Source organism: Pedobacter superstes (assembly GCF_037622515.1).
Taxonomy (GTDB): Bacteria; Bacteroidota; Bacteroidia; order Sphingobacteriales; family Sphingobacteriaceae; genus Paradesertivirga; species Paradesertivirga superstes.
In genome coordinates, this window is record NZ_JBBJCN010000002.1 from 390,523 (window position 1) to 413,336 (window position 22,814).

Here is a 22,814-nt window from a genome sequence, read left to right on the forward strand (position 1 = left end):
TTTTAAATTCATGGTCGGCTTATAAATTTATTTCCTTTAATATAGAAGCGCCAGGGTATACTTTTGTAAGGCTCTGCTATATTTAAACCAATGCGCGGACAAGCAATGATGTCTTCAGGAGGTATTTCAAAAGGATTATCTTCAATCCATATTTCTTTACTTATAAGCGACGTTCCATTGTGGCTTTTTTTTAAGCCCAGTGCCTGGGCCAAAGCACCCGGACCTTTGCACAACCGTCTGTCATCATTCGCTATCCCTCTTCTTATCCGCATTACTTCTAATCCTACCATTGGCTCTATAGCTCTGATTAAGATTGCGTGAGAATCGCCTTCTAAGCCGGTAACAATATTTAACATATCATGTATCCCGTAACAGATATACATATAAATTACCCCACCCTGGGTGTACATAACTTCGTTTCGTGGCGTCCGACGATGATTATAAGCATGAGATCCCAAATCCTCAGGCCCACGGTAAGCTTCGGTTTCAACGATAATTCCGCCGGTTACTTCACCTTCCAGGTGGGTAAATAGCTGTTTACCTAATAATTTAGCCGATAAGGATACCACATCATCACTTTGATAAAACGATATTGGAAGTTTCATAATTCTGAGGAATAACAATTCCGAGGCTATTCTGTTGATTTGTCTGGATAATTTAAACAAAAAACCGCCATATTTATTAACTTATCAGTGAATTGAAATCTGTGTAACCCACGGTAATATTTTTTTTTAACGTAATGCATTTGTTAAATTTAACTATGAGATATAGAAACCTATTTTTTTCGGCGCTAAGCATCGGATGCTTAAATATAAGCCAGCCAACGGTTTTTGCACAGACAAAGTCAGACACAAAACCTTTTACTGTTACCGCAGAAGCTTTCGCTGATCTGCAAATACTGCGTTACCAGGTTCCTGGATTTGACGAACTGAGTCTTCAACAGAAAAAACTGGCTTATTATCTTTCAGAAGCGGCCTTATCGGGACGGGACATCATTTACGATCAGAGTGGAAAATATAATCTTTTGGTGCGTAAAACTATTGAGAATATATACAGCTCATACAAAGGCGACCGCACCTCGCAAGACTGGCAAAAATTCAAAACGTATGCCGGACGTTTCTGGTTCAGTAATGGCATGCATCATCATTATGGTAACGAAAAATTCATCCCGGAGCATTCCTTCGCGTATTTTAACAAGCTGGTTTTAAATTCCAACTTAAAGGCCTTTCCGCTCAATAAATCAGAAACAGTTGCTGCATTCCTTAGCAGAATACGCCCCATTATTTTCGATCCTAAATTCCAACCCAAATTAGTTGATTTATCTCCCAATACAGATAACGTCGTAGCTTCTTCCAATAACTTCTATGAAGGAGTGAGCCAAAAGGAAGTAGAACATTACTATGCTCAGTTTGATACTAAAGGCAATGCACCATCATGGGGGCTGAACACTAAAGTTCTTAAGCAAAATGGTAAGGTTATAGAGAAAACATGGAAAATTGGAGGGATGTACAGTTCGGCGATAGAAAAAATTGTGTACTGGCTTGAAAAAGCTATACCTGTTGCAGAAAATGCAGAGCAAAAGGATGCCTTGCAAAAACTTGTTAAATATTACCGGTCGGGCGATTTAAAAGATTTTGATGAGTACAGCATCGCATGGGTAAATGACACAAAATCCCGTTTAGATGTTGTAAACGGCTTTATAGAGGTTTATAAAGATGCTATAGGTAAAAAAGGCAGTTTTGAAAGTGTAGTATCCTTAAAAGATATCGAGGCAACTAAACGGTTAGAAGCCATTGCCAAAGAAGCCCAGTGGTTTGAAGATAATTCCCCACTTAAGCCAGAACACAAAAAGAAACAAGTCAAAGGAATTACGGCCAAAGCTATAACAGTTATTATGGAATCCGGTGATGCCTCTCCCTCTACTCCTATTGGGATTAATCTTCCCAATGCTGATTGGATACGTAAAGAACACGGATCCAAATCTGTGTCGTTAAGTAATATTGTACATGCATACAATCTAAGCAGTGCAAATAGCGGAGTTTTAGATGAATTTGCCTTCGATCCGGCTGTAAAGAGCCGTATACGCCAGTATGGAAATCTGTCTTCCGATTTACATACAGATATGCATGAATGTATCGGGCATGCATCAGGACAAATAAATCCTGGTGTGCAGAATCCCGACAAGACCCTTAAAAATTATGCTTCAGCACTTGAAGAGGCTCGTGCAGATTTAGTAGCTCTCTATTATATAATGGATCCTAAACTAATAGAAATAGGTGTAATGCCTACTCTGGAAGTGGGGAAAGCAGAATACGACAGTTATATTATGAACGGGTTAATTACGCAGCTTACCCGGTTAAAACCGGGTGATAATCTGGAAGAAGCGCATATGCGTAACCGCCAGCTAAATGCCATGTGGGTTTATGAAAAAGGGAAAGCAGAAAAGGTAATTGAGTTTGTAAAACAAAACGGTAAAACCTATACTAAGATTAACGATTATAATAAGCTGCGTACACTGTTTGGTGATCTGTTACGTGAAATACAACGGGTTAAATCTGAAGGCGATTTTGAAGCAGGCAAAAGCCTGATCGAAACTTATGGTGTAAAGGTAGATCAGGAATTATTAAAAGAGGTGCTTGCCCGGTATGCAAAATTAAACGTAAAACCGTATAAAGGATTTATTCAGCCAAAACTGATTCCTGTTTTGAAGGGAACAGAAATTACGGACGTTAAGGTAACTTACCCTACATCCTTCTATCAACAAATGATGGAATATGGAAAAAATTATTCATACCTGCCTGTAATGAATTAGCACAAGTAATAAATAAAAAAAGTATGGTTTGTATCGTGGCCCCCAAAATTTAGACACGTATTGGGGGCATTTTTTATTTTATTAGCCCCAATGAAGGCTATCGGGCATTAATTATAGTAATATTCAATTTACATAATATCTATTAATTATTACCTTATTTTAGACGCATAAAAAATCCTTATGAGGAAATCAATTATAATTCCTGTTACATTTTTAGTAACTAGTTTTCTGATATCATGCACCGCATCAAAATACAAAAAGCCACTAAAGGTTTTGCTTATAACAAGTGGATGTTGCCATAATTATCCTTTGCAAACCCAGGCATTGAAAGATGGCTTGTCCAAACATACTCAAGCTGACTGGACGGTAGTAAATGAAGGTGGTACCGGAACTCAGGCAATGCTGAGTCTCTATGATAATCCTGATTGGGCCAAGGCCTATGATGTTGTCGTTCACAATGAATGTTTCGCCGATACTAAAACCCCTGAGTACATCCGCCAGATTACCAAAGCACATTTTGCCGGTGTTCCGGCAGTTGTTATTCACTGCGCTATGCACACCTACCGGGCTACAGATGTGGATGATTGGAGAGAATTTCTTGGAGTAACCAGCCGACGTCACGATCATCAAAGTAATTACCCTGTTAAAAAAGCGGACAACAACCATCCCATACTTAAAGACATGCCTGACAACTGGGTCACTCCTAAGGATGAGCTATATATTATAGAAAAGATTTGGCCAAATACAAAAGTTCTTGCCAATTCGGTAAGCGAACGCGATGGGAAAACATATCCGGTAATTTGGACTAATAAATTTGGAAACGCCCGTGTTTTTGGCACAACCTTCGGCCATTCGGACAGCACTTTTTCGGACCCTGTATTTATCAATGTCGTTTCTAAGGGAATACTCTGGTCATCGGGAAGATTGAACTAAAGGGAACATTATTCTAGTTCACCCTTTTGATAACCGCCCATACAATCAAGGCAGGCGTTGGCATAGTAATTATAATCTTCGTAGGCCGCGCCTGGCTTGCCATAAAGTGTTATAACCCTATCAATTCGAATGGATTCACCTGAATCTAATTTAATAAAAACACCTTCTCCACTTATATCCTCTAATTTTACAATTCTGCCTTTTGAGTCTCTAATCACATCCTCATCATTGAAATAAAAGATCGTTCCATTAGTCTCCTTGGCTATCTCTTCCTCAACAATTTCTCTATATACCCATTGCACCGGTAAATAAGACGTTTCCATAATCTTTCAATTTATAATGATAACATCCATAAAATTAAAAGGTGTGATTTAGTGTATCTAAAGTTTTATTTCAATCTTCTCTAAGCCCTCTTTATCATAACAAAGCCTTCCGGTAAAAACGCATGGTAATCGATTGTGCGGATCGCTCCCCCCTCAGTCCATCTCTTATAATGGAAAGCATATTTTAGTCGCCTCACCATATAGATCCAAGCCTGAAAATGATAATGGTGCCACAACACCCAACGTTCAGGTGGAAAAACTTATTTGAGAAACATAAAAGAAAAGCTACAGAAATGAAGATAGTTCGGGGAAAAATTGCGAAATATGAAGCAGTAAAAGGTGTGTATTCTAAACCTTTTACACCGGAAGGCATAAGATATACTGGACCCCGGTTATATTTCTATTAAAAAAAAACTCCAAGTAAAATAAAAGGGAACCCCATTGAGTTCCCTTTTTTGTTTTATCTAAGAGGTTTTATTTAACCGCTTCAATTATTGCTTTGAAAGCTTCTGGCTCGTTCATTGCAAGATCTGCTAAAACTTTACGGTTTAAACCGATTCCGCTTTTAGTTAATTTACCCATAAACTGTGAGTAAGACAAACCATGGTGACGAGCACCCGCATTGATACGCTGAATCCATAATGCTCTGAATTCTCTCTTTTTTGCTTTACGATCGCGGTAAGCATATTGCAAACCTTTTTCAACCGTATTTTTAGCAATAGTAAAAACTTTACTTCTTGATCCGTAATAACCTCTGGCTAATTTTAAGATCTTTTTTCTTCTTCTTCTTGACGCTACTGCGTTAACCGAACGTGGCATGTTGTGTTGATTTTTGACTGGCGGCGCTCCATTTAAGGAAACTTAATACCGGAAGCCTGGTTAAACTAATTTAATTACTTACCGATGCAAAGCATACGTTTTACGTTACCCATATCAGCATCTGAAACCAGACTTGTCTGACTTAGGTTACGCTTACGCTTAGTAGACATCTTGGTTAAGATGTGACTCATGAAAGCATTTTTTCTTTTGATTTTACCTGTTCCAGTAAGCTTAAAACGCTTTTTAGCACTGGAATTGGTTTTCATTTTTGGCATGATCCTGTTTATTTACGATTTATTGAATTAAGATTTACGATTGTATGCTCCCAATAGCTGCACCTTAGCACATTTATTACACATCAATCTTATTTTTTTCCTGCCTTAGGCGCAACGGTTAAAAACATACGCTTACCTTCTAATTTAGGCAACTGCTCTACCTTACCCACATCTTCTAAAGCCTGTGCAAATTTAAGAAGCAAAATTTCACCTTGTTCCTTATAAACAATAGCTCTACCCTTAAAATGAACATATGCTCTAACTTTCTCGCCACTCTCTAAAAAGCTGATCGCATGTTTCAGCTTAAATTGAAAATCGTGATCGTTAGTATTTGGTCCGAAACGGATCTCTTTAATTACCGTTTGTTTTGCATTTGATTTTATCTCCTTAAGCTTTTTCTTTTGCTCATAGATAAATTTATTATAATCAACTACTTTACAAACCGGAGGTACTGCGTTTGGAGATATTTCAACTAAATCCAACTCCTGTTCTTCGGCTATTGCCAAAGCATCTCTCAAGGACATCACACCCTGTTCAACATTATCTCCAACAAGGCGTATTTGCTGAGCTGTAATTAACTCATTAATTTTATGCTCTGCCTCTTTCTTCTTAAAGGGAGGTCTTGGGCCGCGGGGCCCTTTGTTAAAACCCGGTCTTCCTAATGCCAAATTTAAATTTTATTTAAATGGTTATTTGTGTAATCAATTGATTTTTAAACTCTTCAGACCCCATGCTACCTAAATCACCTTCTCCATGCTTCCGAACTGAAACCAATCCTTCTGCCATCTCTTTTTCACCTATGATAAGCATATAGGGGATTTTCTTGACTTCGGCATCTCTAATCTTTCGGCCAATCTTCTCGTCCCGCAAGTCAATCAAGCCGCGAATATCGGAATTATTCAACGATTCTAAAACTTTTTTTGCATATTCTTCATACTTTTCGGATATAGGAAGAACGATAAATTGTTCAGGAGTTAGCCATAAGGGGAAGTTACCCGCGCAATGTTCTATTAATACGGCTATAAATCGCTCAAGAGATCCAAACGGAGCCCGGTGAATCATTACCGGACGATGCTTCGCATTATCGCTGCCGGTATATTCCAACTCAAATCGCTCGGGCAAATTATAATCGACCTGAATGGTTCCCAGCTGCCATTTTCTTCCTAAGGCATCCTTTACCATAAAATCGAGCTTAGGACCATAAAAAGCAGCTTCACCTAATTCTACAACTGTACGTAAGCCTTTTTCTTCAGCAGCCTCTATAATCGCCGATTCTGCTAATTGCCAGTTTTCATCAGTGCCAATGTATTTTGTTTTATTCTGAGGATCGCGAAGAGAAACCTGTGCGGTATAATCGGTAAATCCTAAGGCGTTAAATACATACAATACCAGATCAATAACCTTTTTGAACTCGTCTTTTACCTGATCAGGCCGGCAAAATAAATGCGCATCATCTTGTGTAAATCCGCGAACGCGGGTTAATCCATGTAACTCTCCGCTTTGTTCGTAACGATAAACAGTACCGAATTCTGCATACCGAACCGGCAGATCCTTATAAGAACGCGGCTTTGTTTTATAGATCTCGCAGTGGTGCGGACAATTCATCGGTTTTAAGAAGAACTCCTCTCCTTCCTGAGGCGTTTTTATAGGCTGAAAAGAATCAGCGCCATATTTTTCGTAATGACCCGAAGTGATATACAGGTTTTTATGGCCTATATGAGGGGTTACAACTTGTTCATAACCTGCTTTAACCTGAGCTCTTTGCAGGAAATTGACGAGTTTTTCGCGTAAAGCAGTTCCTTTAGGCAACCATAAAGGTAATCCCATGCCTACTTTTTCAGAAAAAGCGAATAGTTCTAATTCTTTACCGAGTTTCCGGTGATCACGCTTCTTAGCTTCTTCTATCATTTTCAGATAGTCTGTTAACTCGCTTTGCTTCGGAAAAGTAACACCATAAATACGCGTTAACTGCTTTCTGCTTTCATCGCCGCGCCAGTATGCACCTGCAACGTTAGTGAGTTTTACAGCTTTTATAAAACCGGTATTAGGGATATGGGGACCACGACATAAATCGGTAAAGTTTCCCTGGGTATAAAAAGTAATGGAACCATCTGCCAGATCCTTTATCAGATCAAGTTTATATTCATCTCCTTTTTCGCTAAAATATTTCTCGGCATCAGCTTTACTAACCGCGGTTCTAACATATTCCGACTTGGCACGGGCAAGTTCGAGAATTTTGTCTTCTATTTGCTTAAAGTTGTCGGATGAAAACTCACGGTCTCCAAAATCAACATCATAATAAAATCCTGTTTCAATAGCCGGGCCAATACCAAACTTTGTTCCAGGGTACAGGGCTTCAAGAGCCTCCGCCATTAAATGCGCAGAAGAGTGCCAGAACGTTGCTTTAGCTGTCGTATCGTTCCAGGTAAGAAGTTTCACACTTGAATCAGCCTCAAGAGGCCGGTTAGCATCCCAAACTTCGCCATTCACTTCAGCGGCCAAAACATTTCTTGCTAAACCTTCAGAGATTGATAAAGCTATCTGATAAGATGAGGTTCCTTTTTCATATTGCCTGGTAGAACCATCAGGCAGAGTTATATTAATCATTTACAAACATGATTTTTGCCTTTCGGCGATTAAAGAAAAGTATTTAAATAATCACCTACAATGTGATTAGGGATGCAAAAGTAAGATTTTATACTGAAAGCTGTTATCAGAAATTAAACATTACCCCAACCGTGTGAAAGCACATCCGCAATGTGCATGGTTTTTATCGGAAGCTGGTTTTTATCAATATACCCTTGCAGATGCAATAGACAGGAAGCATCGGTTGAAATGATATATTCTGCATCGACGGCTAAGGCATTATCTACTTTTTGCTGAGCCATGGCGCTTGAGATACCATCAAATTTAACGGCAAATGTTCCGCCAAAACCGCAGCAGGTATCATTATCTTTAAGCTCTATCAAATCCAAACCGTGAACTTTTGCCAGTAATGCTCTGGGTTCATCTTTTATTTTGCATTCTCTTAAACCCGCACAAGAATCATGGTATACCGCCCTACCCTCCAGTTCAGCTCCGAAATAGTCCTTTTTTATTACATTGATTAAAAAATCTGACAGTTCAAAAATATTACTTTGGATGGTACGGCATTTATTATGGACAGTAGTGTTAGTAAATAAATCATTATAATAATTCTTCACCATCCCTGTACATGAAGCTGAAGGGGAAACAATGTAATTGGCTTCAGAAAAGTCATTAAGAAACTTACTTCCCACAGCTTTTGCTTCATCCCAAAACCCGGCATTAAATGCTGGTTGTCCGCAGCATGTTTGCTGTGAATTATATATTACTTTACATCCTGCTTTTTCTAAAACTTTTATAGTATTAAATGCTGTTTCAGGATAAAGCTGATCTATAAAGCAGGGAATAAAAAGTTCAACTGTCATAATTGAGGCCAAAGGTAAAAGCTTAAAGGTTAAATCATGAAGTTTTTAACAAAACCTTCATGATTTTAATCAACAACCTTTTGGGGTTTTGTTTTTAACACCACAAATAACATAACAAACCCAACTATGAAAAACAGGGTTAAAGTAAGCGCTGAATTCCTGATATTTGAATGCTCCTCAATAAAAGCAAAGGTGGCTAAGCCTATAACAATCGCTACTTTTTCGGTAACATCATAAAAACTAAAAAATGAAGCCGTATCATGGGTATTTTCCGGCAACAGCTTAGAGTACGTTGAACGTGAAAGAGACTGAATCCCTCCCATTATTAAACCCACCAAACCAGCCAGCACAAAGAACTGATACTTACTTTGGATAAAGTAAGCAACGATGCAAACCCCAACCCAAACCGAAACGACCATCATCAGGACTTTGATATTGCCGATTTTTTTAGCCAGTAAAGACATCAGGTTAGCTCCTGCGATGGCTACCAATTGGATGATTAAAATTGTGGCGATCAGTTCGCTGGTTTCCATTTTTAAAACTTTCGCTCCAAAAGCGGTAGCTACCAGCATGATAGTTTGAACACCAACAGAATAAAAGAAGAACGCATATAAAAAACGATGAAGCACATTAACGGCTTTCAGCTGTTTCCAAACCTTGCCCAATTCCTGATAACCGCTTTTTAAACTATTCGATGATGATTTTTCAAGTGCTGGCGTACCCTTGGGCAGGATATTAAAAGGGATTTGGGCAAAACCTATCCACCAGATTCCTACCAGTAAAAAGGATAATCTTGCAGGGAAAGATGCATCTGTAATACCAAAAAGCTCTGGCTTCAAAACAAAAACAAAACAAATTATCTGTAACAATACACTCCCGATATAACCATAAGAAAATCCATGTGCGCTTATTTTATCCTGCTGATCTATAGTAGCAATCTCCGGAAGGTATGAGTTACTGAACATTACTCCGCCTATGTATCCGGTTGCCGCAATAACGGAGCATATTACCCCCAATTCAAGTGTATCGGAGTTAAAAAAGAACAATCCGATGCAGGCAAGCGAACCTAACCATGTAAAAAATTTCATAAAAGCTTTTTTATTACCCCGGGCATCTGCAATCCCTGATAAAACCGGCAACAGAATCGCCATAATGAGATATGCAACCGATAGGGAATAATTAGCTAAAGCTGTATTCACAAAGCTAAACCCAAAAAAATCCACTTTGTCGCCGTATTCTTTCGTGGTTGTGATAATGGTATAGTATGCGGGAAATATGGTAGATGTGATTACTAGGTTGTAAGCTGAATTTGCCCAATCGAACATAGCCCATGCTTTGATTGTGCGTTTGTTGTTTTTTTCTTGCATAAGGTTGGTCGAAAATAGGGAATTTGTAAGAAAAAAGATGAATTGTCTAAAATGAGGTTGACTGTACTAAAACAAGAGATGGTTGGCCGAGGTGGTAAGTATTGATTAAGCGATATGAAACCAGGTATTTCAAATCATAAATGATGGATACGTTAAACAAAAGCCGACTAATTCATGTTATGGGCTTAAAACTATAATTATGAAAAGCACATTCTTCATCTTTCTGTCGGCGATTATTTTAAGCAGTTGCTCACGACCTGCAAAGGATTTGGCTACTGTAGAAATTGGTATGACCAAGACAGAAGTAACTCAAATTGTAGGAGAACCGAAAAAGAAAAACGTTATTAATAAAACTGAAATATGGGATTATCCGGACTCCAACCGGACCATTGTTTTTAGAATGGATACAGTGTATTCGGTTATGACTTCAGCCAGGGCGCGACTGGATTCGATTAGTATTTGGATGGATAGCACAAATACTAAAGTAAAAAAAGGCTTCGGAAAAATTGGAGATAAGCTTGAGAACGCTGGTGACAAAATTCGGGAGAAAGTAAAGAAAGATTCTTCAAAAGCCGAATAATCAACCCAAAAAAAGCTCTGTATAAACGGAATAGCGAAAATACAGAGCTTTTCTATTAAACAACCAGAGGCATCTATTTCAAACGATAAGTCATTGCCATTCCACTAAAGCCATCACCCATAAGAGGCTGAACACTTAATCCCTGAACCATATTCTTATTTTTGTGAAAATGCGGCACCAAAATACCGGTAGCAGCACCTATGCCATAACCGAGTAGATTATCGCTTAAAAAGTGCTGACCAGCTTTTAAACGCATGTATGCTACGCTGGCCGGTAAAATAGCAGCAGCAGCCCATACGTAAGGCCTAGCTTTAGAATTTGGGTTAAAATCACTGAATACTTTTGCGGTAAAAAAGGAGGCAGCAGCCGTTGCAGCGGTATGTCCGGCATAAAATGAACGCTGAGAATTCTTACTTTGGCGTTTAGACATTGGAGCATCGGAGCTGTAAACCAAGGGGCGGGGTCTGTTTATTCCACCTGCAGATAAGGTAAATAGCGCACCTGTAGTTGCCATAGTTTCGAGATATAATACAAATACCTGACCCGCTTTCTTTCCTATATTTTTATTTAACAATGCAACTACAGGCATAGCAAATGAAGCGTAAAACGGAAGATAACTATCATCATTTGCTTTATCTGAAAAGTATCCGGCACTAAATCTGTCGAAACCATTCACATCATTTTTATCCAGGGCTAATACCTCTCCTTCTGTAAGAGGATCTTTATTTTGAACCATACTTAAGCCTAAAACCGACAAACCCAATCCGGCACCGATTATAGGACCATCAACTACAAACCGTGTTGTGTAGGGTGAACTATTCCGACCGTTCGAAGTAGAAGCGGTAGAATCTGTTTGTGCATAGGCACCATTTAAAAGCTTAATTAGAAAAAGTAGTGTAAGTGTGTATTTCATAACAATTTTTATTTAAAGCTTAACACCACTTTAATAAAATTGTTTAATTGCTGCTTTTCAGAACTTCTCTTCAATGCCTAAGCCAAACAATGCAAAATCATATTTAACAGGGTCATCTGGGTCAAATTCACGAAGGCGTTGGGTTAACTCAAGCGCGGTCTGCCAATCGGTTTGTTTGCGGGAGATAAGATTTAATTTACGGGCAACTCTATCCACATGCACATCACATGGGCAAATTAGTTGCGATGGTTTTAACTTGCTCCATAATCCAAAATCAACGCCTTTATCATCTTTTCGTACCATCCAACGTAAAAACATATTTAAACGTTTACATGTAGATTTCTGAGCTGGGGAACTTACATGTTTGATTGTTCTTCGCGGGTAATCGGGCAGACTAAAGAAGTATGAACGAAAATAATTCAGATTGGATTCGATATTCCGAGTAGTTGTATTCCCGGAAATCAATAATTCGTCAATATAGCAAGCTGGCGAGGTCAATTCAACAAATGACCTGTCTCCAATAAATTCCTCCAAATATTCATCTCTGAAAACATGATCTTTCGACTTAGGAATAAAGGCATCTTCGAGCGAATTATACCTCATGTAATGATTTTGAAAGAATTGCATAAAATACAAAAGATCAGTATCATTAAATGTTCTGTGCTTAAATCCAAGCAAGGCTTTCAAATCGGTGTCTTTATGATTTTTAACAAACTCATATGGTGTTTTATCCATTCGTGATGATAGCTCATTGCATTTATTGATAATGGTTTTTCGCTGGCCCCAGGCTAACATCGCTGCAAAGAAACCCATGATCTCAATATCCTGTTGAACAGAAAACTGGTGAGGAATTACAATCGGATCATTCTCTATAAAATCCGGGCGATTGTACTGCTCAACTTTTGAATCGAGAAAGACTTTAAGGTTTTTGATCATCGCACAGATTTTACATCGATTAAACAGTTAGATTTTAAAAGCTTAATTAGATATATCTAAAGCTATACATTATCTAATGCCCGCCGTAAATCATCTAAAAGATCTTCTATATCCTCTACGCCTACACTTAAACGAAGCATATTATCAGTTACTCCAACAGCCTCGCGTATTTCTTTCGGGATAGATCCATGTGTCATGCTCACGGGGTGATTAATTAAGGATTCGACCCCTCCTAATGATTCTGCAAGGGTAAATAATTTGAATCTTGAAGCTAGTTCAAAAGTGGTTTTTAAATCGGCATCTTTAAGTGTGAACGAAATCATTCCCCCAAAATCGCGCATTTGCTTTTTAGCTATAGCATGATTTGGGTGATCTTCGAAGCCTGGCCAGTAAATCTTATCGATCGCAGCATGCTCCTTTAAAAAAAATGCGATTTTTCTTCCATTTTCGCAATGGGCCTTCATTCTCAGATGAAGTGTTTTAATTCCCCTCAAAACTAAAAAGCTATCCATAGGGCCCGGAGTTGCTCCGCAGGCGTTGTAAATAAACCAGAGACGTTTATACAGATCCTCATCGTTCAGCATCAATGCCCCCATAACAACATCCGAATGTCCGCCAAGATATTTCGTCACCGAGTGCATCACAATATCAGCCCCCAAATCTAAAGGGTTTTGCAGGTAGGGAGAAGCAAAAGTATTATCAACAGCAAGGAGGACTTTTTTAGCTTTGGCGATTTCTGAGATGGCGGCAATGTCAACAATCTGCAGAGTCGGATTAGTTGGAGTTTCTATCCATATAAGCTTAGTTTTATCGGTGAGATACTGATTGATATCTGCTGGAATTGCGAAATTCGCAAAATGAAATTTAATGCCATAATTAGCGAAAATCCTGGTAAACATTCGGAACGAACCCCCATACAAATCGTTCCCGGTTATTACTTCATCGCCAGGCCGAAGTAACTTCATAACGGCATCAGTCGCTCCCATCCCGCTCGAGAAGGCCAGTCCAAACTTTGCATTTTCCAATGCTGCCAAACAATCTTCTAAAGCTTTTCGGGTTGGGTTCGTACCCCGGGAATATTCAAAACCCTTGTGTTCTCCAGGTGTTTTTTGCCAATAGGTCGATGTTTGATATATGGGTGTCATTACCGCTCCAGTAGTTGGGTCAGGATGCTGCCCAGCGTGAATAGCTTTAGTTCCGAATTTCATGCTTATAGAATTTATGATGCAAAAGTATAAAACCCTTTCGGGAGATTTATGTACTAAAATTCCGGGAATAATTTACCGTAATCAAAACAATCCGCATCCAAAACAATTTAAGCTTCGTAGGTTGTATTAGTAACTTATATATGCTTTTAGATAAATACAAAGAAGTAAGGGCACTAACCGAAAAAATCTGCGCACCCTTGAAAACGGAAGATTATGTCGTGCAGCCAATTGCGGATGTTAGTCCACCAAAATGGCACTTAGGTCACACCTCATGGTTCTTTGAGACCTTCATATTAAAGCCTCATCTTAAAGAATATAAGGAATTTGATTTAAACTATAACTTCGTATTCAATAGTTATTATGAAACTGTTGGAAACAGAGTTATTCGAACGGATAGAGGCAATTTAAGCAGACCCGCAGTAGAAGACATATATGCTTATCGTAGACATGTTGATAATCATATGCACATTCTTTTACAGGATAAAGATTGGATCGCAAAATTCAGTTATTTAATAACATTGGGCCTCAACCACGAACAACAGCATCAGGAACTTTTATACACAGATATCAAATACATTTTTGGGCACAATCCCTTGTTTCCCGCTTATAGCCAAAATCAAAATCCCTTACCTTCATCCGAAGAAATAAAAGATTTTATTGAAATACCAGAAGGCTTGTATGGAATAGGATATGAAGGTGAAGGTTTTTCTTTTGACAATGAATCATACAGACATACAGTATATCTGAACTCATATAAAATCCGCTCTTCCCTCATTAGTAATAGCGAGTATCTTGAATTTATTAAAGATGGTGGCTATCAGAATTTCAACTACTGGCACCTCGAGGGCTGGGAATGGGTGAACCAAAATCACATTAAGGCCCCTCTTTACTGGCACCAAATAAACGGCGCTTGGCACCAGTATACTTTAAATGGATTAAATCCAATAGAAATGGACGCCCCTCTTTGTCACATAAATTACTATGAAGCTCATGCTTATGCTGAGTGGGCAGGTAAAAGACTCCCTACTGAATTTGAATGGGAAGCTGCATCGGCCAAATTTAACTGGGGTAAGCGCTGGGAATGGACAGAAAGCGCCTACTTACCCTACCCCGGGTTTAAAAAAGAAGAAGGAGCTCTTGGTGAATACAATGGCAAATTTATGATCAATCAAATGGTGTTGCGGGGTGCCTCCGAAGTGACCTCACCGGGACATAGCAGGGCAACGTACCGTAATTTCTTTCACCCGGATTTACGATGGCAATACACTGGTATTCGACTTGCACAATAAACAATATGAATCACATTTCCCAAAAAGATAAGCACTCAGAGACCACTGAAACATTCAAGAAGGATGTTATTAAAGGATTGCGCTCTACGCCCAAATTTCTTCAGTCTAAATATTTTTATGATAAACGCGGAGATAAACTATTTCAAAAAATAATGGAAGCCGAACAGTATTACCTTACTGATGCGGAGCTGGAGATATTTAACACCCGTTGTAGAGAAATGCTCGAAATTGTTAGCGACTTTGAACATGGCTTTGATTTAGTAGAGCTTGGAGCGGGTGATGCATTGAAATCTGCTGAGCTCTTAAAATGCTTGAGTAATGCAAATATTGATTTCAGTTACTATCCAATAGATATTTCAGGTAACATCATTCAAACAATTGAAAAAGAGCTGCCTAAAAAAATAAAAGATTTAAAAATAAAGGGCATTACAGGCGACTATTTTGATGCGCTGGAAGAAGTCAAAGCATTTTCTAAAAACCCTAAATTGCTCCTCCTTTTAGGAGGAAACATTGGTAATATGCCTCCTGATGATGCTCTTATTTTTTGCAACAAACTTCACAATCACCTAAAGCAAGGCGACAAAGTATTAATAGGTTTTGATTTAAAGAAAAATCCCTGGACAATTTTCAATGCCTATAATGATAAAGATGGCATAACCCGAGAATTTAATCTGAACCTGCTTCATCGGATAAATCGGGAACTAGATGCTGATATCAACGTAAACCAGTTTGAGCATTACGAAAGTTATGATCCGGAATCAGGAGCCTGCAAAAGCTATCTTTTTAGTTTAATAGCACAAACTATAACCATTGAGGGTATTGATATACATTTCGAAGAGAATGAATGTATTTTCATGGAGACTTCACAGAAATATACCATAGAGGAAACTCAAGTGTTAGCCAAAAAATCCGGATTTAAACCTCTAACGCAACTTTTCGATTCAAGAAACTTGTTTACCGACGTAGTATGGGAGAGGCTATGAGAAACCTGCGACACCTCGCCGTAAATATGTGATATACATTAGATTATTCTAAATGTAGAATTAAATTATCTGTTCCTCAAAAACTATTTTCCCCTGAGCTAACTGCTTTGATGTATCAATTACCCAGGCTGACAAATAAACAGATCCATCGGTTTCAAAACGAAGTTTAAAAAAGCCTTTTGCTTTCACTCCATAGCGTAAATACTTACCTCTTTGAACTACATACTTCACTTTAGAACCCGAACCACTAACAACAAAGTGGTTGTGATTTTTGCATATATACTGCAAATTATGCTCATGACCAGCAGCATAAATCAGCCCGGGATACATCGCGAGAATATCCTTAAGCTTCTTTCTTAATCGCCGGTAACGTGGATGAGCTACATCTTCTCTGGCACCCAGAAATTTTCTATATAAGGGAACTAAGGATCCAAGTCCTGGTAAAGGAATCCATGCATTTTCGTCGTATAAGGTTAAAGGGAAAATATGATGTTTAAGTTTAAATTTGCCTCCATGAATTGCATAACTATATACCGGATGATGGCCTGCTACCAGCAGATGCTTATCTTTATTCCGATCAAGAATCCCGATAAGTTTTGCAAAAAATTCCTCTTCAGTTGATACATCACAACCATACTCCTTTCCTATAGGACGCAAGCCTTTTTGCATCCACCATTGGGTATCAATTGCTACAATGGTAAGGTGATCGTTTAAATTAATTTCTACAGGCCCCGGACAACCGTTTGCAGGGAGGAAAACTTCCCTTTCCCCAAACAGTTTCCGCATATATTGTTCCTGTCGAATAATATAATCGTAACCATCAGGGCGCCCTCTGTTCCAGTCGTGATTTCCTGCAATGAAAACTAATTTACCGTGATAATCTTTTAAAGCTTCGTAATGCTGATTCAAAGTTCTTTCAGCATTCTTCCGCAGGATATTACTTATGGGAGGCATGCCCCTGGGATAAATATTATCGCCTAAGAAAATTATCCCGGAAGCTTGATTTTCGTCGAAATGTGAACCAAGCGTTTGCAAAACCGGATCGGGACGTGCGAGAGAAATGTCCCCTGTATCTCCAATCAAAAATAACTCAAACGGACTTTTAGGCTGATGTTCAGTCATACCTAGCTAACAAGCCTTTAATAAGATTGTTGGATAAACTACCATTTGGGTTGGATTTTATTGAGAAAGGCATCAATGCCTTTTTTAAAATCTTCTGTTAATCTGGACTGAGCATTAATTTTTGAAGCATGGTTTAAACTCTCATGAATTCCCATAGATTGAATTTTTGCCAGCAAAGTCTTAGTCGCTTTTATTGACTGTGAAGAAGTATTTTGAGCCATTTTAATAGCGTAAGCATTTACGGCTTCATTTATATTATTTTTATCTTCAATAAAATTCACTAACCCGTATTGCAGGGCAGTAACTGCGGGAATTAATTCTCCGCTTAACAGCATTTCACGACCTCGCCCCTCGCCTACTTTTTTTATCAGGAAGGTAGCTACAATAGCCGGTACAAACCCAATTTTAACTTCTGTATAACCCAATAATGCTTCCGGTACAGCAAAAGCTATATCACACACCGAAACTAAACCACATCCGCCTGCAATTGCGTTTCCTTCAACCTGCGCTATAACAGGTTTCTCAAGTTTATAAATCGTTGAAAACAAAAACCTTAAGTATTTTGAATCTTCCAGATTTTGATGATAGGTATTACTTTGCAGCTGCTTCAGATACGACAAATCAGCGCCGGCGCAAAAAGTGTCGGCAGAACTTTTCAAAACAATAACTTTAATCGCAGAGTCAGCTTCAGCATTTTTAAATGCTGTAATCAGTTCCCTGATAAGCTGAGGGTTAAGAGCATTTCGTTTTTCAGGGCGATTAATAATTATGCTTGCAACTCTGTTTTGAATATCGATTTGTATAAAGTCTGCCATAATAGATCAATAATCCAAAGGTATAGTATACGCCGGATTTTTCTTCAACACATAGAAATTAATCGACATTTTTCCAGCTGCCGACGTCCATTGTCTGATTTTATAATCCGGGTTTGATCCATCAATAAATAGCATTTTAAATCCAACCACTTTTAACAAATCTTCCAGTTTAACTTTAGGATTTCCGGATAAAATTAATGCGTCGACCATTATTCTTTTTGAATATAGTTTCTCATTAATATCCTTGTTCCAAATTAACATTTTCCAGTTTTTATACTTAAAAAAATTACCTTCTGTAAAAACAGCATTATTTGGTGACAGATGATTCAATTGAAAATAAACTGAGTTGCTGGCATTTGCCTGTACGGCTGGATGAACAGAAAAGGCAAGAGTTTTATCAGAGCTATCCAGATCAGAATACACATATGCTCTCCCCCGATCAAAAAAGGCAAAGGCTGTGTTCTTTCTTAGACTATATATTGTAACGCCGCTATTGCTGAATGACAAAACTGAACAGATCGAATGATAACTAATAAAAACAGAAATAAATGCTAAACTACTGTAGACCAAAAACTTATTTTTATATTGAAGAGCCAGTATTACGCCGGCAATAATCAGGTAGATTAACAGGTAGTAAAAGAAACCAAAGTAACTCGAATAAGTTGCCAAAGGTAATTGCTCAATATAAAACAAACCCTTATTCATAAAGTCAATTCCATACTCCAGCAGCATTCCTATTGGTTTTAGCAACGCATCCCAGGGAATAAAAAGGAAAACTATCCCCAGATACATAATACCGGTTACCGGAAGTACTATAAACAAATTGCTTATCAGAAAATACACCGGAAAATTGTGAAAATAATACATTGCAAGCGGAAAAGTTGCCAGCTGAGCAGCTAGTGAAAGTGCGATATAACTCCATATTTTATCGCCAAGCCAGTTTTCAACATAAAATAAATTATAAATCCTAGGGTAAAAGTAGATTAAGCCCAGGACGGCCAGATAGGACAACTGAAATCCTACATCAAACAAAAAATATGAGTTATATAGAAGTAAAAAGAAAGCAGATATAGCAACCAGATTATAGGAATTACTACTCCTGTTTATAGCTTTACCTAAAACATACATGCTTAGCATTAATGCAGCCCGACAGACAGAAGGTGAAAAACCTGTGATTAATGCATAAAACCAAATCAGAGTTATAATTATTATCGCTCTAAGTATTCTCAGTTTGCTGGTTCGGCCCATAAACCAAAGCATTTTGCCAAGTATAAAAAACACTATTCCAACGTGCATGCCAGATACGGAGAGCACATGCATAGTTCCCGTTTTTGAATATGCATTTAATACGTCCCGACTTAATTCCGCCTTATAGCCCAGGATTAATGTAGACACGACTGATCCTGCCTCTTTATTATGTATGTATTGGCTGTATTTATGAACCATCGATTTGCGCAACGTTAACGCATAGCCAATAATAGAATTCTCCTTTCTTCTGGATAAAATCCGAACCTGCGATTTATAAATAAAAGCCTGATGGGTTATTCCCTGGTAGCTCAAATTTTTTTTATAATCGAACTCATAGGGGTTTAATGGCGGTTCGACCTCAGTATTTACACCACTGATTAACAATTCATCTCCATATCTGAAATTGCTCTTCCCCTTTTCAAGCTTTAAAGCGATATAAATCAACCCGTTTTGCGGGCTGAATTTATTAGCATTTAACCCCTGTTTAACCTTCGCCACAAATCGTAGAATATCCCCTCCCAATTTAGGCTCGGAGTTAACGATAACCACCAGGGCCTGGCTTTTATAATTCGCAAAGTGATTTTCAATAAGTTTTTCGCTTTTAGAAAGGCTGAGAACTATACCGATAATAAATACAAAAAACTGAACTAAAATACCTGACTTCCATCGGCCTAGATACAATTTAAATTGATTGTAAAAAGAAACTGATAACCACAACAAGCAAAAGAGTATAATCGCAATGCCTAGGGTGAGATGATATAACAAAAATGAGGGAGGTAAAAAGAGACCCGCAACTATACCCAAGACAAGAGGTAATAACAACCTGACAAAAACTAATTCGCCTTTTTGAATTAAGTTCATTTAAAATTGAAATCGTAGTTGAAATTTAATGTCAGACTTCTTATTTCCCTCAATTTTATCCAGCCCCGACCCTATTGATTCTACATCTGAATAATAACTCAGGGCATATTTAAACCATATATCCGTCGCAGGACTCACCCTAACCCTGCTGTTTAGATAAAATCGCAAGCCTTTATTCTGGTAAGCAGGCACTGAATAACTATACAAAACGTCATTTTCGAAGGCATATAAACGAGAATTAAATCCCGGTGTATCAAATATCGCAAACCGGAAATTACCCGATATTCGCGACGACATGGGATTATAAATCAAGTCCTGATACATCAAAAAACCTTTTTCTGAAACATCGTCCTTTTTATAATCAACCATTTCGGCGCGGTTTCGAAATTGGAAGCCATCAGAGATCTTATAATTGATCTCAAAGCGAAAATTTTGCTTCCGAACTTCTGAAAGATAATTTATTGTATTATCCAATACATCATTTTCTTCCTTGTTCTCAAATTTATATCGCAACATAGCTTTTAACCTTTTTGATGGAGAAAAAGAAAATTGAGAAAAGATTTCATATCCGGATGAGGGAGCATCTACCCTATATCTCAACCATGGAAATTTGAAGAAATCCGCATAAATATTGTATTCAAACTTTTTATTTGGGGTTATCGCAAGGCCAGAATAAAAGCCCTGTTCATTTGTTGCTGCAGTCCCCTCCGAAACAGCCTGGTTAAAAAATGAGTGATAATTTTTCTGATAATCACGATGAAACAGAACTAAAGATATTTTTGGAGTAAGAGAACTTATTAAACCATTTAAAAATGCAAATCCACTGTTTAAGCTGTGGCCCCCTTCTCCAAAAAAGTAAAAATTATGCCAGTTATAACTATAATATGCGCCAACATTAGTTAGCTTATTGCCAGAAAACCGAAATTTATTATACGGAAGCTGTCCGGGCTCAAATGGATAATTAAACTCCGTTTGGTAAGCCGTTGTTCCTAGCCGGAGTGACTTATTCGAATAATTAAGATTGGCTCCATAGATTAGCTGTTTAATGGAATTCTTATTATTTATCTCATTCTGAGTTCTGTGAAAGCCGGTATTGTTTATTGAGGAAATTTCTTCAGTATCGCCATCAGCTTCAAGACCTCCGTCGATAAAGCGATAGGATAAAAACGGGGTAAAATCTATTTTCCTAAAATTGACTGTACTTGCCAGTCCCCTTAAAAAAAGGGATTCGTTGGTTGAAGTATATGGTTTTAAGCCAATATTATTTTTAGCAACCGTTGCAACTGCTGCTCCCTTACCAAAGCTTAAACCAGACCACATGGTTAATCCCTGACCGAATTGCAGGGAGAAGTCGCCAACAACCAGTTTCTTTATCCGGCCAAAACCCTTATAACTTATATTTCCTGAGTAAAAATCAAAACCCCGGCTTTGGCTTTGTGAGAAAAATGCTTCCCCCGCATCTTTCTCCATGGTTAAAGATGCCGAAAAAGCTTGTTCAAAATGATACCTGTATCTGCTCAGAAATCGTTCAGAACCTCCAAGGTAATATGAATCAGGAGCACTGCTCCTAATAAAGCCTTCTTTTTTCTGAAGTGTTTGTCCATAAGTAAACATCACCTCATTGGTTCCTTTAGTCACCAATGTTTTGAAACTTAGATTTATGAAGGGATTTATCTCGGTTAAATTACAAAAAAGCAAAAGCTTTTTTATCGTCTCCAAATCCATTCCATCGATTGATTGAAGTTCATAAATCTCCATGAAATCCCCGTTATTAGTTCGATGACGTATTAGTTCATTTATTTGCAAAGGGCTCAGAAAAACCAGGTCCTTCAGCTGATCCGCCGTAACTTTATTTAGATTAAATGGATTTTTATTATAGTAATTTAAACGTTCAACTATTTCAGAATAATCAAAATCTTCCGAAGTACTTTCGAACATTGGTTCTATTATTTGTTCAATAAGTAAATCGGTTTCTGTCTGAGATTTTACTTTTTGAGAAAAAACCAGCAAGGAGGTAAGTAGAACAAGCTTAAAACTCATAACTCATTGCTATTTGAGGAGAGAAACCCAGAGTAGGGTGCGATGAGGCTGCTGCATCGATCTTTAGATCATTTAACTGATATCCAAAACCAGCAAACTGACGGAAGGGATTAGCGGATAAACCGCCCCGGAAGGCTAGCCAATTTATAACCGAATATTCCAAACCACATCGAAAGTCGGTTACGGAGTTTAATGTTTTTATAATACCGCTGTTCAGTAAAACTTTATCGGTAAACTTATAAGAAGCTCCAAACTCTAAAATAACAGGAATAAAGGCATCAACATCCTGGTCATAAGAACTTTGGTTAGGATTTGAAATATGGCTCCCTATAATTAACTTTTTATCGATAGAATACTGCAAACCCGCTTCCAGGGAATAAGCCAGAGCACTTCCATACTTTGGAATATGTACCTGATGCAGGTTACAGTTGAGAGAGGCTGCTACGAAATTCCCGAACCGTTTAGCATAGCTAAAACCAATCTTTTGTTCACTATAAGCAGAGAAACCATAATTCTGTAAACTTAATCCAACTGTGCTTCGCCCCATGGGATAAACGACGGCCGCCGATTGGGTACTCAACTCAGGATTCAAATAACTGCTACAGTATGAAACGGAGGCAATGGGCTTTTGCAAACCTGCTGTCCCCGCCTGGTTGGATTGCAGTGTCCATACATCATTGATGGCTACACCGATATTCCCTATAGCGGTGAGCCTGGCCCCTAAATTAATTTCCTGGGAATGTACTTGTGCTGCAAAGCCAAAAAGCATGTACAAAGCACTTAGGTAGAGTCGCTTCATACTATGAAAATATAAATTTTTAAATTAAAATGAAATATTTCT

21 protein-coding genes are annotated in these 22,814 nt (G+C 38.2%); 5 read left to right on the top strand and 16 right to left on the bottom strand.

Annotated features, from left to right (window positions below):
* Window positions 1-8: 8 nt before the first annotated feature.
* Window positions 9-605 carry a DNA-3-methyladenine glycosylase gene (locus WG906_RS07040; protein WP_339991846.1) on the bottom strand — a complete coding sequence of 199 codons (597 nt, stop codon included), beginning with the start codon at window positions 603-605 and terminating at the stop codon, window positions 9-11.
* A gap of 155 nt (window positions 606-760) precedes the next feature.
* Between WG906_RS07040 and WG906_RS07045 the strand changes: the two genes are divergently transcribed.
* Together WG906_RS07045 and WG906_RS07050 are read left to right on the top strand one after the other, a co-directional pair.
* Complete coding sequence (locus tag WG906_RS07045) at window positions 761-2,812, top strand: dipeptidyl-peptidase 3 family protein (protein ID WP_339991847.1); 2,052 nt, start codon at window positions 761-763, stop codon at window positions 2,810-2,812.
* Window positions 2,813-2,992: 180 nt separating this feature from the next.
* Window positions 2,993-3,745, top strand: a complete 753-nt coding sequence (locus tag WG906_RS07050) for a ThuA domain-containing protein (RefSeq protein ID WP_339991848.1) — start codon at window positions 2,993-2,995, stop codon at window positions 3,743-3,745.
* Between the two features lie 8 nt (window positions 3,746-3,753).
* On the opposite strand, the gene WG906_RS07055 is transcribed toward WG906_RS07050, so the two are convergent.
* The 7 genes from WG906_RS07055 to WG906_RS07085 form a co-directional block, all read right to left on the bottom strand.
* Window positions 3,754-4,068, bottom strand: a complete 315-nt coding sequence (locus WG906_RS07055) for a hypothetical protein (RefSeq protein ID WP_339991849.1) — start codon at window positions 4,066-4,068, stop codon at window positions 3,754-3,756.
* 474 nt (window positions 4,069-4,542) lie between these two features.
* Entirely contained in the window at window positions 4,543-4,887 is a 345-nt protein-coding gene (gene rplT, locus WG906_RS07060; RefSeq protein ID WP_339991850.1) for a 50S ribosomal protein L20, read from the bottom strand.
* Window positions 4,888-4,961: 74 nt separating this feature from the next.
* The gene (gene rpmI / locus WG906_RS07065) at window positions 4,962-5,162 is read right to left on the bottom strand and encodes a 50S ribosomal protein L35 (RefSeq protein ID WP_339991851.1); all 201 of its coding nucleotides are present in this window, start codon (window positions 5,160-5,162) and stop codon (window positions 4,962-4,964) included.
* Between the two features lie 89 nt (window positions 5,163-5,251).
* Window positions 5,252-5,830 carry a translation initiation factor IF-3 gene (gene infC / locus WG906_RS07070; protein ID WP_339991852.1) on the bottom strand — a complete coding sequence of 193 codons (579 nt, stop codon included), beginning with the start codon at window positions 5,828-5,830 and terminating at the stop codon, window positions 5,252-5,254.
* 13 nt (window positions 5,831-5,843) lie between these two features.
* Window positions 5,844-7,769, bottom strand: coding sequence for a threonine--tRNA ligase (gene thrS, locus WG906_RS07075; protein ID WP_339991854.1), 1,926 nt, complete (start codon window positions 7,767-7,769; stop codon window positions 5,844-5,846).
* A 113-nt stretch (window positions 7,770-7,882) separates the two neighbouring features.
* Entirely contained in the window at window positions 7,883-8,611 is a 729-nt protein-coding gene (locus WG906_RS07080) for a (Fe-S)-binding protein (protein ID WP_339991856.1), read from the bottom strand.
* Window positions 8,612-8,676: 65 nt separating this feature from the next.
* Window positions 8,677-9,978 (bottom strand): MFS transporter, encoded by a 1,302-nt coding sequence (locus WG906_RS07085; protein ID WP_339991857.1) that lies wholly within the window; start codon window positions 9,976-9,978, stop codon window positions 8,677-8,679.
* Window positions 9,979-10,177: 199 nt separating this feature from the next.
* Between WG906_RS07085 and bamE the strand changes: the two genes are divergently transcribed.
* Window positions 10,178-10,558 (top strand): outer membrane protein assembly factor BamE domain-containing protein, encoded by a 381-nt coding sequence (gene bamE, locus WG906_RS07090; protein WP_339991858.1) that lies wholly within the window; start codon window positions 10,178-10,180, stop codon window positions 10,556-10,558.
* A 73-nt stretch (window positions 10,559-10,631) separates the two neighbouring features.
* Here the strand turns inward: bamE and WG906_RS07095 are convergent, their stop codons facing one another.
* The 3 genes from WG906_RS07095 to WG906_RS07105 form a co-directional block, all read right to left on the bottom strand.
* The gene (locus WG906_RS07095) at window positions 10,632-11,471 is read right to left on the bottom strand and encodes a phosphatase PAP2 family protein (protein WP_339991859.1); all 840 of its coding nucleotides are present in this window, start codon (window positions 11,469-11,471) and stop codon (window positions 10,632-10,634) included.
* A gap of 57 nt (window positions 11,472-11,528) precedes the next feature.
* Window positions 11,529-12,407: a TIGR02757 family protein gene (locus WG906_RS07100; RefSeq protein WP_339991860.1), complete on the bottom strand. Its 879-nt coding sequence runs from the start codon at window positions 12,405-12,407 to the stop codon at window positions 11,529-11,531.
* A gap of 62 nt (window positions 12,408-12,469) precedes the next feature.
* Window positions 12,470-13,615, bottom strand: a complete 1,146-nt coding sequence (locus WG906_RS07105; protein WP_339991861.1) for a cystathionine gamma-synthase — start codon at window positions 13,613-13,615, stop codon at window positions 12,470-12,472.
* Window positions 13,616-13,755: 140 nt separating this feature from the next.
* On the opposite strand from WG906_RS07105, the gene egtB reads away from it, so the two are divergent.
* Window positions 13,756-14,904 carry an ergothioneine biosynthesis protein EgtB gene (egtB, locus tag WG906_RS07110; RefSeq protein WP_339991862.1) on the top strand — a complete coding sequence of 383 codons (1,149 nt, stop codon included), beginning with the start codon at window positions 13,756-13,758 and terminating at the stop codon, window positions 14,902-14,904.
* 5 nt (window positions 14,905-14,909) lie between these two features.
* Window positions 14,910-15,887, top strand: a complete 978-nt coding sequence (locus tag WG906_RS07115; protein WP_339991863.1) for an L-histidine N(alpha)-methyltransferase — start codon at window positions 14,910-14,912, stop codon at window positions 15,885-15,887.
* Between the two features lie 60 nt (window positions 15,888-15,947).
* Here WG906_RS07115 and WG906_RS07120 read toward each other — a convergent pair whose 3' ends face one another.
* The 5 genes from WG906_RS07120 to WG906_RS07140 are packed head-to-tail and all read right to left on the bottom strand — an operon-like array spanning window position 15,948 to window position 22,772.
* Complete coding sequence (locus WG906_RS07120; protein WP_339991864.1) at window positions 15,948-17,009, bottom strand: metallophosphoesterase; 1,062 nt, start codon at window positions 17,007-17,009, stop codon at window positions 15,948-15,950.
* A gap of 38 nt (window positions 17,010-17,047) precedes the next feature.
* Complete coding sequence (locus WG906_RS07125) at window positions 17,048-17,824, bottom strand: enoyl-CoA hydratase/isomerase family protein (protein ID WP_339991865.1); 777 nt, start codon at window positions 17,822-17,824, stop codon at window positions 17,048-17,050.
* A 6-nt stretch (window positions 17,825-17,830) separates the two neighbouring features.
* Entirely contained in the window at window positions 17,831-19,933 is a 2,103-nt protein-coding gene (locus tag WG906_RS07130) for a ComEC/Rec2 family competence protein (protein WP_339991866.1), read from the bottom strand.
* Window positions 19,934-21,973, bottom strand: coding sequence for a ComEA family DNA-binding protein (locus WG906_RS07135; protein ID WP_339991867.1), 2,040 nt, complete (start codon window positions 21,971-21,973; stop codon window positions 19,934-19,936).
* Entirely contained in the window at window positions 21,963-22,772 is an 810-nt protein-coding gene (locus tag WG906_RS07140; RefSeq protein WP_339991868.1) for a PorV/PorQ family protein, read from the bottom strand. The genes WG906_RS07135 and WG906_RS07140 overlap by 11 nt, the downstream gene beginning before the upstream one ends.
* Window positions 22,773-22,814 lie beyond the last annotated feature (42 nt).

What these genes read in the sequence shown, in the direction of transcription:
- WG906_RS07040 (WP_339991846.1), bottom strand. Translation starts at nt 605, where the DNA reads ATGAAACTTCCAATATCGTTTTATCAAAGTGATGATGTGGTATCCTTA.
- WG906_RS07045 (WP_339991847.1), top strand. Translation starts at nt 761, where the DNA reads ATGAGATATAGAAACCTATTTTTTTCGGCGCTAAGCATCGGATGCTTA.
- WG906_RS07050 (WP_339991848.1), top strand. Translation starts at nt 2,993, where the DNA reads ATGAGGAAATCAATTATAATTCCTGTTACATTTTTAGTAACTAGTTTT.
- WG906_RS07055 (WP_339991849.1), bottom strand. Translation starts at nt 4,068, where the DNA reads ATGGAAACGTCTTATTTACCGGTGCAATGGGTATATAGAGAAATTGTT.
- rplT (WP_339991850.1), bottom strand. Translation starts at nt 4,887, where the DNA reads ATGCCACGTTCGGTTAACGCAGTAGCGTCAAGAAGAAGAAGAAAAAAG.
- rpmI (WP_339991851.1), bottom strand. Translation starts at nt 5,162, where the DNA reads ATGCCAAAAATGAAAACCAATTCCAGTGCTAAAAAGCGTTTTAAGCTT.
- thrS (WP_339991854.1), bottom strand. Translation starts at nt 7,769, where the DNA reads ATGATTAATATAACTCTGCCTGATGGTTCTACCAGGCAATATGAAAAA.
- WG906_RS07080 (WP_339991856.1), bottom strand. Translation starts at nt 8,611, where the DNA reads ATGACAGTTGAACTTTTTATTCCCTGCTTTATAGATCAGCTTTATCCT.
- WG906_RS07085 (WP_339991857.1), bottom strand. Translation starts at nt 9,978, where the DNA reads ATGCAAGAAAAAAACAACAAACGCACAATCAAAGCATGGGCTATGTTC.
- bamE (WP_339991858.1), top strand. Translation starts at nt 10,178, where the DNA reads ATGAAAAGCACATTCTTCATCTTTCTGTCGGCGATTATTTTAAGCAGT.
- WG906_RS07095 (WP_339991859.1), bottom strand. Translation starts at nt 11,471, where the DNA reads ATGAAATACACACTTACACTACTTTTTCTAATTAAGCTTTTAAATGGT.
- WG906_RS07100 (WP_339991860.1), bottom strand. Translation starts at nt 12,407, where the DNA reads ATGATCAAAAACCTTAAAGTCTTTCTCGATTCAAAAGTTGAGCAGTAC.
- WG906_RS07105 (WP_339991861.1), bottom strand. Translation starts at nt 13,615, where the DNA reads ATGAAATTCGGAACTAAAGCTATTCACGCTGGGCAGCATCCTGACCCA.
- egtB (WP_339991862.1), top strand. Translation starts at nt 13,756, where the DNA reads ATGCTTTTAGATAAATACAAAGAAGTAAGGGCACTAACCGAAAAAATC.
- WG906_RS07115 (WP_339991863.1), top strand. Translation starts at nt 14,910, where the DNA reads ATGAATCACATTTCCCAAAAAGATAAGCACTCAGAGACCACTGAAACA.
- WG906_RS07120 (WP_339991864.1), bottom strand. Translation starts at nt 17,009, where the DNA reads ATGACTGAACATCAGCCTAAAAGTCCGTTTGAGTTATTTTTGATTGGA.
- WG906_RS07125 (WP_339991865.1), bottom strand. Translation starts at nt 17,824, where the DNA reads ATGGCAGACTTTATACAAATCGATATTCAAAACAGAGTTGCAAGCATA.
- WG906_RS07130 (WP_339991866.1), bottom strand. Translation starts at nt 19,933, where the DNA reads ATGAACTTAATTCAAAAAGGCGAATTAGTTTTTGTCAGGTTGTTATTA.
- WG906_RS07135 (WP_339991867.1), bottom strand. Translation starts at nt 21,973, where the DNA reads ATGAGTTTTAAGCTTGTTCTACTTACCTCCTTGCTGGTTTTTTCTCAA.
- WG906_RS07140 (WP_339991868.1), bottom strand. Translation starts at nt 22,772, where the DNA reads ATGAAGCGACTCTACCTAAGTGCTTTGTACATGCTTTTTGGCTTTGCA.